This window comes from Maritimibacter sp. HL-12, from assembly GCF_900177545.1.
In the GTDB taxonomy this organism is placed as follows: Bacteria; Pseudomonadota; Alphaproteobacteria; order Rhodobacterales; family Rhodobacteraceae; genus Sinisalibacter.
Map to the genome: position 1 here is coordinate 2,448,067 of NZ_FXBQ01000001.1, position 13,970 is coordinate 2,462,036.

Genomic DNA, 13,970 nt, shown 5'->3' on the forward strand with positions numbered 1-13,970 from the left:
AGCGCCATCAGAACCCCTCCCAGACGCAGCCGTCCGCCTCGGGGCTATAGGCTTCAAAGACCTGCACCGCCTCGGGGTCGGCCGTGCCGAATTCCACCGGCCGATCCGAGATCGAGATCACCACCTGGCTCGGTTGCGGGCCGCTGCTGGCGATCCGGTCGAGCGCATAGGTCTCGCAAAGATAGGCCATGTCGGATTCCTGTTCGTCGTAGTTCATGGTTTCCAGTGCCCGTTCCAGCTCCGGTTCGATGAAGCGAAAGCGCAAGGTGAGCCCGGTCGGGCCCGGCTCGCCCCAGATCACGTCATGGAAGGCCACCTCCCGCCCCGAGGGCAGGGCGATCAGGCCCGCATCCTCGGCCAGCGCCGGGGCGGCGCAGAGCAGCGCGAGCGCGGTGCTCCTCCATGTCGTCGCGATTGGCATCAGGTCTCCCGGCACCCGCTCAAAGCGGGATGTTGTCGTGCTTCTTCCACGGGTTTTCGATCTTCTTGTTGCGCAGCGACGCAAAGGCCCGGGCCACCCGCTTGCGGGTGGAATGCGGCTGGATCACCTCGTCGATGAAACCGCGCTCGGCGGCCACGAAGGGATTGGCGAAACGGGCTTCGTAATCCTTGGTGCGGGCGGCGATCTTCTCGGGATCGTTCAACTCGCTGCGGTAGAGGATTTCCACCGCGCCCTTGGCCCCCATCACCGCGATCTGCGCCGTGGGCCAGGCATAGTTGAAATCGCCGCGCAGGTGCTTGGAGGCCATCACGTCATAGGCCCCGCCATAGGCCTTGCGGGTGATCACCGTCACCTTCGGCACCGTCGCCTCGCCGTAAGCAAACAGCAGTTTCGCGCCGTGCTTGATCACGCCGCCGTATTCCTGGCTGGTGCCCGGCAGGAAGCCCGGCACGTCGACGAAGGTGAGGATCGGGATCTCGAAGGCGTCGCAGAACCGCACGAAACGCGCGGCCTTGCGGCTCGAATCGATGTCGAGCACGCCCGCGAGCACCATCGGCTGGTTCGCCACAACGCCCACCGTCCGGCCCTCGATGCGGATGAACCCGGTGATGATATTGGCCGCGAAGGCTTCCTGGATCTCGTAGAAATCGCCCTCGTCGGCGACCTTCAGGATCAGTTCCTTCATGTCGTAGGGCTGGTTGAGGTTGTCGGGGATCAGCGTATCGAGGCTTTCCTCGATCCGGCCGGGATCGTCGAAAAACGGCCGCACCGGCACCTTGGCACGGTTGTTGAGGGGCAGGAAATCGACCAGCCGCCGCACCTCGTCCATCGCCTCCACGTCGTTGTCGAAGGCACCGTCGGCGACGGAGGACTTTTTCGTATGGGTCGCGGCACCGCCGAGTTCTTCCGCCGTCACCACCTCGTTGGTGACGGTTTTCACCACGTCGGGGCCGGTGACGAACATGTAGGACGAATCGCGCACCATGAAGATGAAGTCGGTCATCGCCGGGGAATAGACCGCGCCGCCCGCGCAGGGGCCCATGATCACGCTGATCTGCGGCACCACGCCGCTCGCCATGATGTTGCGCTGAAACACCTCGGCATAGCCTGCAAGGCTGTCGACGCCCTCCTGGATGCGCGCGCCGCCCGAATCGTTCAGCCCGATCACCGGCGCGCCGTTCTGCAGCGCCATGTCCATGATCTTGGCGATCTTCTCGGCATGGGTCTCGGAGAGCGAGCCGCCGAAGACGGTGAAATCCTGGCTGAACACGTAGACCATGCGGCCGTTGATCGTGCCCCAGCCTGTCACCACGCCGTCGCCGGGGATCTGGCTATCCTGCATGTCGAAGTCGGTGCAGCGATGCGCCTTGAACATGTCGAACTCCTCGAAGGAGCCTTCATCGAGCAGAAGGTCGATGCGCTCGCGCGCGGTCAGCTTGCCCTTGGCGTGCTGCGCTTCGATGCGCCGCGTGCCGCCGCCCTTGCGGGCGACGCCGCGGCGATCTTCGAGTTCCTGGAGAATGTCTTTCATCGGTGCCTCCGTGATTTCGGGGCAACCTAGCGGGTGGGAGCGAAAGGCCAAAGCGGAATCGGGCGTATTTGCAAATGTAGCGAGGCGATCTTCGTGCAAATTGCAAACTTGCGTAACCACCGCCCCGCACTGCGTTCCACCATCTCGACAATCCCTCCGCCCGGGGGTAACCGGTCTTCATGAGCCAGATGCCCGCCGTGCGCTTTCTCGATCGCGCCACCCCCCCGCATATCTTCACCCTGACCCTCATCGCGGGGCTCTCGGCACTGTCGATGAACATCTTCCTGCCGTCGCTGCCGACGATGACAATCTTCTTCGAGGCGGAATACCGGCTGATGCAGCTTTCGGTCGCGCTCTACCTCGCGATGAACGCCGTGCTGCAGGTGGTGATCGGTCCGATCTCCGACCGCTATGGCCGCCGCCCGGTGCTGTTGTGGTCTTTCGCGATCTTCGTGCTCGCCACCATTGGCTGCCTGCTCGCGCCCACCGCCGAGATCTTCCTCGCCTTCCGGATGCTGCAGGCGGCGGTGTCGGCGGGGATGGTGCTCAGTCGCGCCGTGGTGCGCGACATGGTGCCCGGTGCCGAAGCCGCCTCGATGATCGCCTATGTCACCATGGGCATGTCGCTGGTGCCGATGTTCGGCCCCGCGCTTGGCGGGGTGCTCGATGCGGGCTTCGGCTGGCAGGCGAATTTCTGGCTGCTTGCGGGCCTCGGCCTGCTGGTAATCTGGCTGATCTGGCGCGACCTTGGCGAAACCGCGATCCGCCGCGAGGGCGGCTTCGGGGCGCAACTGCGCGACTATCCGGAGCTTCTCCTCTCGCCGCGTTTCTGGGGCTATTCCGCCGCGGCGATGTTTGCCTCCGGCACCTTCTTCGCCTACCTCGGCGGTGCGCCTTTCGTCGGGTCCGAGATCTACCACCTCGACCCGGCCACGCTCGGCATGTTGTTCGGCGCGGCGGCGCTGGGCTATCTGCTGGGCAACGGCATCTCGGGCCGCTTTTCGGTGCGCTACGGGATCGACAGGATGATCCTCTGGGGCACCATCGTCTCCACCCTCGGCCTCGCCGCTTCCGTCGCGCTGCACATCGCGGGCTTTGCCCATCCGCTGGTCTTCTTCGGCTTCATGATCCCGCTTGGCATCGGCAACGGCATGGTGCTGCCCAATGCCACCGCGGGCACGCTTTCGGTGCGCCCGCAGCTTGCGGGCAGCGCCTCGGGGCTGGGCGGCGCGCTGATGATCGGCGGCGGCGCGGCGCTTTCGGCGCTGTCGGGCATGATCCTCAGCGTCGAGTCCGGGGCGATCCCGCTGCTTGCGCTGATGCTTGCCTCCTCGGCGCTCTCGGTGCTCGCCATCCTCGCGGTGATCCTCCGAAACCGGCGCATCGGCGAGGCCTGAGCCCCGGTGGGTCGCCCCGGGCACAACCCGGGGCGAAACCGCTCATTCCGCGGCGTCGGCGTAGGCCGCCAGCGGCGGGCAGGTGCACACCAGGTTGCGGTCGCCGAACACGTTGTCGACGCGGTTGACTGGCGGCCAGTACTTGTCGACCCGGAACGCCCCGGGCGGAAAGCATCCCTGCTCGCGGGTATAGGGACGGTTCCAGTCGCCCACGAGGTCTTCGGTGGTGTGCGGTGCGTGTTTCAACGGGTTGTTCTCGCGGTCGATGTCGCCGTCCTCGATCGCCCGGATCTCCTCGCGGATCGCCAGCATCGCGTCGCAGAAGCGGTCGAGCTCGGCCTTGGTTTCGCTCTCGGTCGGCTCGATCATCAGCGTGCCCGCCACCGGCCAGCTCATGGTGGGCGCGTGGAAGCCGGCGTCGATCAGCCGCTTGGCGATGTCTTCGACGCTGACCCCCGCGCTTTCGGCGAAGGGGCGCGCGTCGATGATGCATTCATGCGCCACCCGGCCCGTTGGCCCCTTGTAGAGCACTTCGTAGGCCCCGGAGAGACGGGTTGCGATGTAGTTGGCGTTGAGGATCGCCACCTTGCTGGCCTGCGCCAGCCCGGCCCCGCCCATCATCAGGATATAGGCCCATGAGATCGGCAGGATCGACGCCGAGCCATAGGGTGCCGACGAGACCGCCCCCGCCGCCCCGGAGAACGGATCTCCCGGCAGGTGCGGCGCGAGATGCGCCTTCACCCCGATCGGCCCCATGCCGGGGCCGCCGCCGCCATGCGGGATGGCGAAGGTCTTGTGCAGGTTGAGGTGGCTCACGTCGCCGCCGATCTCGCCAAGCTTCACGAGGCCGACCAGCGCGTTGAGATTGGCCCCGTCGATATAGACCTGCCCGCCGAACTCGCGGGTGATGTCACAGACCTCGCGCACGGTTTCCTCGAACACGCCGTGGGTGGAGGGGTAGGTGATCATGCAGGCCGCGAGCCGGTCGCCCGCGGCCTCGGCCTTGGCGCGGAAATCGGCCACGTCGATATCGCCGTTCCCGGCCGATTTCACCACCACCACCTCCATGCCTGCCATGTGCGCAGAGGCCGGGTTGGTGCCATGCGCGCTCATCGGGATCAGGCAGACATCGCGGTGGCCCTCGCCGCGCGCGGCGTGGAAGGCGCGGATGGTGAGAAGGCCCGCGTATTCGCCCTGCGCGCCGGAGTTCGGCTGCATGGACATCGCGTCGTAGCCGGTGATGGCGCAGAGCTTGGCCTTCAGGTCCTCGATCAGCTCGTGGTAGCCCGCCGCCTGGTCGGGCGGGCAGAGCGGGTGCATCATGGAAAACTCGCGCCAGCTCACCGGCATCATCTCGGCCGCCGAGTTGAGCTTCATGGTGCAGGAGCCGAGCGGGATCATCGCCCGGTCAAGTGCGAGGTCGCGGTCGGCAAGGCGGCGCATGTAGCGCATCATCTCGGTCTCGGCCCGGTTCATGTGAAACACGGGGTGGGTGAGATAGTCGCTCTTGCGCGCCAGCGGGCCCGGCAGCCGGTGGTAGTCTTCGGAGAAATCACGATCTTCCGCCACCACGCCGAAGGCGCGCCAGACCGCCTCGATGGTGGGCGACCGGGTTGCCTCGTCCAGCGTGATGCCGATCCGGGTCTTGCCGACAGGCCGCAGATTCACCCCCTCCTTGAGGGCGGCGAGGATGATGCCCTTTTGCAGATGCCCCACCTCCACCGTGATCGTATCGAAGAAATGGTCTGGCGCGATCACGTAGCCGGCCTGTTCGAGCTTGCGCGCCAGCCGCGCGGTCTTGCGGTGAATGCGCTGGGCAATGGCCTTGAGCCCCTCGGGGCCATGGAACACGGCATAGAAACTCGCCATCACCGCCAGCAGAGCCTGCGCGGTGCAGACGTTCGAGGTGGCTTTCTCGCGGCGGATATGCTGCTCGCGGGTCTGCAACGCGAGCCGGTAGGCCTTGTTGCCGCGCGCGTCGATGGAAACCCCGACGAGACGCCCCGGCAGCGCCCGTTTGTGCGCCTCGTGGCAGGCCATGTAGGCCGCGTGCGGCCCGCCGTAGGCCATCGGCACGCCGAAACGCTGGGTCGAGCCAACCGCGATATCGGCCCCCATCGCGCCCGGCTCTTTCAACAGCGTGAGCGCCAGCGGGTCGGCGGCGATGATGCCGATACCCTTGAAGGTATGCAGCGCCGCGATCTCGCCGGAGAAGTCGCGCAATTCGCCATGCGTGCCGGGATACTGGAAGATCGCGCCGAACACCGCTTCGGGGTCCATGTGCGCCGGATCGTCGACGATCACCTCGATGCCGAGCGGTTCGGCGCGCGTCTTCATCACCGCGATGTTCTGCGGGTGGCAGGCGGCATCGACGAAAAATGCCTTCGCCTTCGATTTCGCTACTCGCTGCGCCATTGTCATCGCCTCGGCGCAGGCGGTCGACTCGTCGAGCAGCGAAGCATTGGCCACTTCAAGCCCGGTCAGATCGGAAATCATCGTCTGGAAATTCAGCAGCGCCTCCAGCCGGCCCTGGCTGATCTCGGGCTGGTACGGCGTATATGCGGTATACCACGCCGGGTTTTCGAGGATGTTGCGCTGGATCACCGGCGGCGTGACGGTGCCGTGATAGCCTTGGCCCAGCAGCGAGCGCAGAACCGTGTTCTTCGCCGCCGTCACCCGCATCTGGTAGAGCATCTCGCGCTCCGAGCGGGGCTTGCCGAAGTCGAGCGGCTCGGCCTGGCGGATCGAGGCCGGCACGGTCTCGTCGATCAGCGCATCGAGGTTTGCAACGCCAAGGGTCGCGAACATATCGGCCATCTCGGCGGGCGAGGGGCCGATATGGCGGCGGTTGGCGAAGTCGTAGGGCAGGTAGTCGGTGGGGGTAAAGGGCATGGGGCTGGTCCGGTCAATTCTGTTCGGCGTAGCGGGCGAGGTTGGCGAGCGAGGCCGCGAAGCCCGCTTCGTGGTCCTGTTTCGAGATGCCCGGCGGCACGTTTTCGGCCACCACCTCGACCCGGGTGCCACCCGGCACCGGGGAGAAATGCCAGCCGGTGTGCATCGTGCCCTCGAAGTCGGGATCGTCGGTGGTGAAATCGCTCTCGGAAAGCACCAGTTCCCCCGGCGTGAGGGCGACGAAATGGCCCGAGATCACATCCTTGTTCGCGCCGCTCTTGCCCTTGTAGGCGTCGAAGGTGAGCACGAAGCGGAAGGCCCCGCCGGGCTGGGCGTCAAGTTTCTCGACCAACAGGTGCGCGCCCTGGGGCGCCAGCCATGTTTCCAGCGCGTCGGGGTCAAGGAGGGCCCAATAGAGCACCTCCGGTGACGCGGCGATCTTGCGGCTGGCGCGATGGGTTTGAGGGTCCGCCATGATCAGCCGATGAAGGCCTTGTAGGCGGCCTCGTCCAGGTAATCGTCCATCTGGCCCGGCTCGGCGGGTTTGACCTTGAAGAACCAGGCCGCGCCTTCCGGGTCTTCGTTGACCTTGGCGGGGTCTTCCACGATGGCCTCGTTCACCTCGACGATCTCACCATCGATCGGCGCGAGAATGTCGGAAGCCGCTTTCACGCTCTCGATCACCACCACCTCGTCGTCCTTGGTCACCTCGGTGCCCACCTCGGGCAATTCGACGAAGACGATATCGCCCAGTTGCTCGGCGGCATGGGCGGTGATGCCCACGGTCACGATGCCATCGGCGTCTTCGAGCCATTCGTGTTCTTCGGTGTATTTCATATGCGGGGTCTCCCGTTGGCTGTCAGCGTTTGTAGGATGTGGGGTGGAAGGGCAGGGGTGCAACCGTTGCGGCCAGGCGCTTGCCGCGCACCTCGCCCCAAAGTGTCGTGCCCTCGGCAGCCAGCGCGGTGGGGACGTAGCCCATCGACATCGGCCGTTCGATCGACGGGCCAAAGGCCCCGGAGGTGATCTCGCCCACCGGCTCGGCGGCGTCTTCCGCAGAGAACAGGGGCGTATGTGCGCGCATCGGCGCGCGACCCTCGGGCAGGAGGCCGACGCGCCGCCGGTCCGGGCCTTCGTCCAACTCGCGCAGGATACGGTCCGCGCCGGGGAAGCCGCCCGCCCGCGCGCCGCCGGTCCGCCGGGCCTTCTGGATCGCCCAGGACAGCCCGGCCTCGACCGGCGAGGTGGTCTCGTCGATATCCGACCCGTAGAGACACAACCCGGCCTCCAGCCGCAGCGAATCGCGCGCGCCGAGGCCGATGGGAGCCACCTCGGGGTTTTCCAGCAGCGCCCGCGCCAGCCGGGGTGCCATCGTGCCAGGGATCGAGATCTCGAATCCGTCCTCGCCGGTGTAACCCGACCGGCTCACCCAGCAGGTGGCCCCGGCAAGTTCCAGCGCGGCCACGTCCATGAACCGCATCTCGCGCACCGCGGGGTTCAGAGCGGCCAGCGCATCTTCGGCACCCGGACCCTGCAACGCCAGCAGGCCACGGCCCCGCAAATGGCTGATCTCCACGTCGGGCAGGTGCTCGTGCAAATGGTCGAGATCGACCTCCGCGCGCGCCGCGTTGAGCACCAGAAACAGGTGTTCGCCGGTGTTGGCCACCATCAGGTCGTCGATGATCCCGCCGTCCTCTGTGGTGAACATCGCGTAGCGTTGGCGGCCCGGCGCGAGCCCCGCAAGATCGACCGGCACCAGCCGCTCCAGGGCTTCGGACGCACCGTTCCCGCGCAGGGTCACCTGACCCATGTGGCTGACGTCGAACAGCCCCGCCTTGGCGCGACAATGCAGGTGTTCTTTCATCACCCCGGCCGGGTATTGCACCGGCATCTCCCAACCGGCAAAGGGCACCATCTTCGCGCCAAGCTCGATATGCAGGTCGTGGAGCGCGGTGCGCTTGAGGTTGCTCATGGGGTCTCCCCGCCGGGAGTGCGCGCCCGGCATCGCTGGGCATGATTGCCCGTCCGATGCCCCCTCTGTCCCTTCGCCTGAGATCGTTATCCCTTCGGCGGGCCTTCCGGCCTCTCTCCAGAGTCTTGCCCCGCGCGGTCCGCTTGCCTGAGAGTTTACCGGGGCGGTTGCTCCTTCGGCACCGGCCAGCCCCCGGGAGGGCCGCCGGGTTCTCCCTGCGCGGGTGGCGCGACCCTAGCAACCTCGCCCGCACCCGGCAAGAGCTTGCAACGCGCCGGGTGCCACGCCAGATTTGCCGAATGTCGACCCCGTTCTTCTTTGGCTACGGCTCGCTTGTGAACCGCCGCACCCACGCCTACGCCGAGGCGCAAACTGCCCGCGTTTCCGGCTGGCGGCGGGCCTGGCGCAAGTCGCCGCTGCGCGCGCGCTGTTTCCTCACCGTGGTGCCCGCGGCCGAGGATTACGTCGAGGGTCTGATCGCCGCCGTGCCGGGTGTAGACTGGGCCGCGCTGGATGCCCGCGAACACGCCTATGCCCGTTTCGATGTGAGCCAGGCGACGCAGCACCGCGCCGGCCGCCTGCTCGACGTGGCGATCTACGCCATCCCCGAGGGCGCGCATCACGATCCGGGCGACGATAACCCGGTGCTGCTGTCTTATATCGACGTCGTGGTGCAAGGCTTCCTCGCCGAGTTCGGCCCCGACGGCGCGCGGCATTTCTTCGAGACAACCGAAGGCTGGCACGTGCCGGTGCTCGACGACCGCGCCGCGCCGATCTACGCCCGGGCCCAGAGTCTCGATGACGCGGAGCGTGCCGTGGTCGACGAGGGCATTGCCCGGGTGGGGGCGCGGCGCATCCAGCAGTAGCCGCGCTTACAGGCATGCAGACGGGGGCCGAAACCCGGCCCGTGCGCCGTCACGGCCGGTGGTTGATCCGCCCGGTGTTCCAGCCGGAGGGGCCGCGACGCAGTTCGGTGACCGAGAGGTTCTCGATCCGCTCCGCCAGCACCTGTTTCACGTCTCCCCCGCGGGCGCGGTGAATCTGGGTGAGAATCACCCCGAAATGTGCCACCGCGATCACCCGCGGGTGCTCCGCGAGCGCGTCCAGCGCATCATTCACCCGGGCCGCAAGGTCGGTGAAACTTTCGCCGCCCGGCGGACGGATGCTGGCGGGATCGTTCCAGTAGGCGGTCATGATCTCGGGGGCTTCGTCGTAGAGCTCCGCGGCGCTGCGGCCCTCCCATGCACCGAAATTCAACTCGCGCAGCCCCGGCAGGTGACCGAGACGCGGCCTTGCTCCGAGGATCGCGTCGGCGGTGGCCACGGCGCGCGACAGGTCCGACGAGACAACCGGGGCGTCCGGCAGATAGGCCGCAAGGCGCGAAAGCGCCTCGGTGTCGGACAGATCGGCGGGTGCGTCGGTCCAGCCGATCATGTCCTTGCGGTGTGTCGGCCCGTGGCGCACCCACCAGATCTCGGTCATGCCGCGCCCCCCGGCAACTCGCCCTTCAGGACCAGCGGCAGCCCCGCCATCACCGCGACGACGAGATCGGCCCGCGCGGCGAGGCTCTGGTTGAGCCGTCCCTGCGCGGCACGGAAGCGGCGCGCGAGGGCGTTCTCCGGCACGATCCCCGCCCCCACCTCGTTCGAGACCACCACCACCGGCACCGCCGCGTCGCGGATCGCATGCAGCAGGCGCGTTTCCTCGGTCACAAGGTCGTGTTCGGCAATCAGGTGATTGGTCAGCCAAAGCGTTGCGCAGTCGATCAGAACCGCGCCGCCCGGCTCGACGGCGGCGAGCGGCCCGGTCAGGTCGAACGGCGCTTCCACCGTGGTCCAGCCCGATCCGCGCCGGGCCTGGTGGGCCACGATCTTCAGCCGCATTTCCTCGTCGAAAGCCTGCGCCGTGGCGATATAGGTCGGCGGCCGGTCGGTGGCCGCGAGCAGACGTTCCGCGAAGGCGGACTTGCCGGAGGCGGCGGCACCGAGAACGAGCGAGAGGGCGGGCAGCGAGACGGTCATGGCATTGGCCTAGCACCGGGCGCGCGCGGGGAAAAGACGCTTGTGCGACCGTGACCGATCCCCCAGATTGGGACGATGCACAGGTTCATCGCGCTCTTCGCCGTACTTGCCCTTCCCGCCATCGGCAACCCGCTCGGCGAGGTCTCGGCCGACATCGTCGTTCTCGGCGAGGTTCACGACAATCCGGCACATCATGCGGTGCAGGCCGAGGCGGTGGCCGCCCTCGCCCCGCGCGCCGTCGTGTTCGAGATGCTCACCGAGGCGCAGGCCGCGCGGGTCAGCGACGACGCGCTGGATGATCCTGACGCCTTGGCCGAAAGCCTCGACTGGTCGGCCTCGGGCTGGCCCGATTTCGAGATGTATTACCCGATCTTCACCGCCGGGCGCGGGGCGGCTGTCTACGGTGCCGCGGTGCCGCGCGAGGAAGCCCGCACCGCGATGCAGATCGGGATCGCGCGCGCCTTCGGCGCGCAGGCCGAGGCTTACGGGCTCACCAGCGAACTGGACGCCGAGGAACTGGCCGATCGGCTCAACCTGCAGATGGCCGCGCATTGCAACGCGCTGCCGCTCGACCTGCTGCCCGGCATGGTCGATCTGCAACGGCTGCGCGACGCGGTTCTGGCCCGTGCCGCACTCGATGCGCTGGCCGAAACCGGCGGGCCGGTGGCGGTGATCACCGGCAATGGCCACGCGCGCAAGGATTGGGGTCTGCCCGCCTACGTGGCCCGGATCGCGCCCGAGGTGAGCCTGTTCAGCCTTGGCCAGTCCGAGGACGGCGCGGCCCCGGAGGGCGGCTTCGACCTGGTGCTCGATGCGCCGGGGGTGGACCGGCCCGATCCCTGCCTCGCGTTTCGCTGAGCCAGGCCCGGAACCTGTGCGCTCGCCCATTGCGCGGCGGGGCCGCGCCCCGTAACAAGGGGCAACGGCACGGGAGGCGCGGATGCTCGCGGGAAAACGGGTCCTTCTCATCATTGGCGGCGGCGTGGCCGCGTTCAAGACACTCACGCTGATCCGGCTCCTGCGCGAGCGCGGTGCAGAAGTTGTGCCGGTGCTCACCCGCGCAGGCACCGAGTTCGTCACCCCGCTTTCGGCCTCGGCGCTGGCGGCCGAAAAGGTCCATACCGACCTGTTCGATCTCACCGAAGAGGCGGAGATGGGACACATCGAGCTGTCCCGCGATGCCGATCTGGTGGTGGTCGCGCCCGCCACCGCCGATCTGCTGGCGAAGATGGCGCACGGGCTGGCCAACGACCTGGCCTCGACGCTCCTGATGGCAACCGACAAGCGCGTGCTGGTGGCCCCGGCGATGAACGTGCGGATGTGGGAGCACCCGGCCACCCGGCGCAACGTGGCGCAACTGCAAGCCGACGGCGTGATCTTCGCCGGGCCGACCGAGGGCGCGATGGCCTGTGGCGAGTTCGGCCCGGGCCGGATGGTGGAGCCCGACGAGATCGCCGATGCCATCGCGGCGGCGCTGGAGGGTGGGCCGCTCAGCGGCCGGCACATACTGGTAACCTCCGGACCCACCCACGAGCCGATCGACCCGGTGCGCTACATCGCCAACCGCTCCTCCGGCGCGCAAGGCACCGCGATTGCCGCGGCGCTGGCCGGTCTGGGGGCGCAGGTGACCTTCATCACCGGCCCCGCCGAGGTGCCGCCGCCCGATGGCGTGACGGTGGTGCGGGTCAACACCGCGGCCGAGATGCTGGCGGCGGTCGAAGACGCCTTGCCCGCCGATGCCGCCGTGTTCGCAGCCGCGGTCGCCGACTGGCGCATGGCCGCGGCTGCGCCGCACAAGATCAAGAAGCTTGGGGCGGGCAGCCAACCGGCGCTCGATTTTGTCGAGAACCCTGACATCCTCGCCACCGTGAGCCAAAGGCGCAGCGGCAGGCCGAGGCTGGTGGTGGGTTTCGCCGCCGAAACCGACGACGTGATCGCAAATGCCACCGCCAAGCGTGCGCGCAAAGGCTGCGACTGGATCGTGGCCAACGATGTGCGGCCCGAGACCGGGATCATGGGCGGCAGCGAGAACGCGGTGCATATCGTGCGCGAAGATGGCGTCGAGGACTGGCCGCGGATGCCGAAACATGAGGTCGCCCGCAAGCTGGCCGCGCGCATCGCCGAGGCGCTCGCAGCGGAGGCCGAGGCATGAACGTGGTGCGTTTCGTCTGGGATGAAGGCGCCGACGAGAGCCTGCCGCCGCCGTCTTACGCGACATCCGGCGCGGCGGGGGCCGATCTGCGCGCCAACCTGCCGATGGAGGAACGCCACCTCGGCCTCCTGATCGGGCCGATGGAGCGCAGGATCGTGCCGACCGGCCTGCGGGTGGAACTCCCTCCGGGTTTCGAGATCCAGATCCGTCCGCGCTCCGGGCTGGCGCTGAAATACGGCGTGACCGTGCCCAATACTCCCGGCACCATCGACAGCGATTATCGCGGTCCGCTCGGGGTTCTGCTCGTCAACCTCGGGCTGGAGCCCTACATCGTGCACCACGGCGACCGGATCGCGCAGGCGGTGGTCGCGCCGGTGGTACAGTTCGGCTTCGAGCGGGTCGAGGCGCTGGGCGATACCGAGCGGGGTCCGGGCGGGTTCGGTTCGACGGGGCACAAATGACCGGCTTTCTGCTGGCGCTCGCGCTGATCTGGGGCGGCGGCCATCTGTTGGGCTTTCCCCTGCGGATGCGCGCGATCCTGACCGCGATCCTGTTTGCCGCGGTGCTGCTGGCGCATGGGCTGCTGCCCGTGGACCACGCATTGCCGCGCGCCATCGGCGGCTCTTTCGCGGGGTGGGCCACCTTTGCCGGGGTGCTGGCGCTGGTGGCGCTCTACGCGCGCGGGATCGGCTGGCTGAAGGCGCGCGCACCCGCGGCGGAGGTGGCGCAGACCGGGCCGTTTTCCGACGCCGAACTGGATCGCTATGCCCGCCACATCGTGTTGCGCGAGATCGGCGGGTCGGGACAAAAGACGCTGAAACAGGCGCGCGTGCTGGTCGTGGGGGCAGGCGGCCTCGGCAGCCCCGCACTGCTCTACCTCGCCGCCGCAGGCGTTGGCACCATCGGCGTGATCGATGACGATACGGTGTCGAATTCCAACCTCCAGCGCCAGGTGATCCACGCCGACGCCGATATCGGCAAGGCCAAGGTGTTCTCCGCCGAAGCGGCGATGCGGGCGATCAACCCGCACATCACCGTGCGGCCCTACAACCGGCGGCTCACGGAGGAGATCGCCGCGGCCCTGTTTGCCGATTACGACCTGATTCTCGAAGGCTCGGACAATTTCGCGACCCGCTATCTCGTTAACCGCGTGGCGGCCGGACTGGGCAAGCCGGTGATCGGCGGCGCGATCAGCCAGTGGGAGGGCCAGTTGGCAACCTGGCATCCGGCCTCCGGCGCGCCCTGCTATGCCTGCGTCTTTCCCGAGGCCCCCGCGCCGGGATTGGCACCGACCTGCGCCGAAGCTGGCGTGATCGGCCCCTTGCCCGGGGTGATCGGCGCGATGATGGCGGGCGAGGCGGTGAAGGAGATCACCGGGGCGGGCGAGGGCCTGCGCGGGCGGCTGCTGATCTGGGACGGGCTTTTTGCCGAGGCGCGCATCATCAAGACGAAAAAGCGCGCCGATTGCCCGGTCTGCGGCGGCTGACCGGGGCCAGGCGGTGCGCCTCGCGGCGCGCAGGATGTTTTCGATGAGGGGCTCCGCCCCTCAAACTCCCCGAGGTA

At 67.9% G+C, this 13,970-nt stretch carries 14 protein-coding genes and 1 riboswitch; of the genes, 6 read left to right on the forward strand and 8 right to left on the reverse strand.

Annotated elements, in window-relative coordinates:
* Positions 1–7: 7 nt before the first annotated feature.
* Both B9Y97_RS12275 and B9Y97_RS12280 read right to left on the reverse strand, forming a co-directional pair.
* Complete coding sequence (locus B9Y97_RS12275) at positions 8–421, reverse strand: DUF6497 family protein (RefSeq protein WP_254900914.1); 414 nt, start codon at positions 419–421, stop codon at positions 8–10.
* A gap of 19 nt (positions 422–440) precedes the next feature.
* On the reverse strand, positions 441–1,973 hold the full coding sequence (locus B9Y97_RS12280) for an acyl-CoA carboxylase subunit beta (protein WP_085527010.1): 1,533 nt from the start codon (positions 1,971–1,973) through the stop codon (positions 441–443).
* Between the two features lie 179 nt (positions 1,974–2,152).
* Between B9Y97_RS12280 and B9Y97_RS12285 the strand changes: the two genes are divergently transcribed.
* Positions 2,153–3,370 (forward strand): multidrug effflux MFS transporter, encoded by a 1,218-nt coding sequence (locus tag B9Y97_RS12285; RefSeq protein ID WP_085527011.1) that lies wholly within the window; start codon positions 2,153–2,155, stop codon positions 3,368–3,370.
* A 42-nt stretch (positions 3,371–3,412) separates the two neighbouring features.
* Here B9Y97_RS12285 and gcvP read toward each other — a convergent pair whose 3' ends face one another.
* From gcvP to gcvT, 4 genes are read right to left on the reverse strand one after another with little or no spacing between them, the layout of a single operon-like run.
* Complete coding sequence (gene gcvP / locus B9Y97_RS12290; RefSeq protein WP_085527012.1) at positions 3,413–6,262, reverse strand: aminomethyl-transferring glycine dehydrogenase; 2,850 nt, start codon at positions 6,260–6,262, stop codon at positions 3,413–3,415.
* A gap of 13 nt (positions 6,263–6,275) precedes the next feature.
* Positions 6,276–6,737 (reverse strand): SRPBCC domain-containing protein, encoded by a 462-nt coding sequence (locus B9Y97_RS12295; protein ID WP_085527013.1) that lies wholly within the window; start codon positions 6,735–6,737, stop codon positions 6,276–6,278.
* Between the two features lie 2 nt (positions 6,738–6,739).
* The gene (gcvH, locus tag B9Y97_RS12300; RefSeq protein ID WP_085527014.1) at positions 6,740–7,099 is read right to left on the reverse strand and encodes a glycine cleavage system protein GcvH; all 360 of its coding nucleotides are present in this window, start codon (positions 7,097–7,099) and stop codon (positions 6,740–6,742) included.
* Positions 7,100–7,121: 22 nt separating this feature from the next.
* Positions 7,122–8,234 (reverse strand): glycine cleavage system aminomethyltransferase GcvT, encoded by a 1,113-nt coding sequence (gene gcvT, locus B9Y97_RS12305; protein WP_085527015.1) that lies wholly within the window; start codon positions 8,232–8,234, stop codon positions 7,122–7,124.
* 55 nt (positions 8,235–8,289) lie between these two features.
* Positions 8,290–8,365: riboswitch (glycine riboswitch) on the reverse strand.
* Between the two features lie 168 nt (positions 8,366–8,533).
* Between gcvT and B9Y97_RS12310 the strand changes: the two genes are divergently transcribed.
* Positions 8,534–9,100 (forward strand): gamma-glutamylcyclotransferase family protein, encoded by a 567-nt coding sequence (locus tag B9Y97_RS12310; RefSeq protein WP_085527016.1) that lies wholly within the window; start codon positions 8,534–8,536, stop codon positions 9,098–9,100.
* A gap of 49 nt (positions 9,101–9,149) precedes the next feature.
* Here B9Y97_RS12310 and B9Y97_RS12315 read toward each other — a convergent pair whose 3' ends face one another.
* Complete coding sequence (locus B9Y97_RS12315; protein ID WP_085527017.1) at positions 9,150–9,716, reverse strand: histidine phosphatase family protein; 567 nt, start codon at positions 9,714–9,716, stop codon at positions 9,150–9,152.
* Positions 9,713–10,255 carry a bifunctional adenosylcobinamide kinase/adenosylcobinamide-phosphate guanylyltransferase gene (gene cobU, locus B9Y97_RS12320; RefSeq protein WP_085527018.1) on the reverse strand — a complete coding sequence of 181 codons (543 nt, stop codon included), beginning with the start codon at positions 10,253–10,255 and terminating at the stop codon, positions 9,713–9,715. The genes B9Y97_RS12315 and cobU overlap by 4 nt, the downstream gene beginning before the upstream one ends.
* A 75-nt stretch (positions 10,256–10,330) precedes the next feature.
* On the opposite strand from cobU, the gene B9Y97_RS12325 reads away from it, so the two are divergent.
* The 4 genes from B9Y97_RS12325 (at position 10,331) to B9Y97_RS12340 (ending at position 13,893) form a co-directional block, all read left to right on the forward strand.
* On the forward strand, positions 10,331–11,113 hold the full coding sequence (locus B9Y97_RS12325) for a ChaN family lipoprotein (RefSeq protein ID WP_085527019.1): 783 nt from the start codon (positions 10,331–10,333) through the stop codon (positions 11,111–11,113).
* Between the two features lie 82 nt (positions 11,114–11,195).
* Entirely contained in the window at positions 11,196–12,407 is a 1,212-nt protein-coding gene (gene coaBC, locus B9Y97_RS12330) for a bifunctional phosphopantothenoylcysteine decarboxylase/phosphopantothenate--cysteine ligase CoaBC (protein ID WP_085527020.1), read from the forward strand.
* Positions 12,404–12,868 (forward strand): dUTP diphosphatase, encoded by a 465-nt coding sequence (dut, locus tag B9Y97_RS12335; protein WP_085527021.1) that lies wholly within the window; start codon positions 12,404–12,406, stop codon positions 12,866–12,868. Before coaBC ends, dut begins: the two co-directional genes overlap by 4 nt.
* On the forward strand, positions 12,865–13,893 hold the full coding sequence (locus B9Y97_RS12340; protein ID WP_085527022.1) for a HesA/MoeB/ThiF family protein: 1,029 nt from the start codon (positions 12,865–12,867) through the stop codon (positions 13,891–13,893). Before dut ends, B9Y97_RS12340 begins: the two co-directional genes overlap by 4 nt.
* The last annotated feature ends 77 nt before the right edge of the window (positions 13,894–13,970 follow it).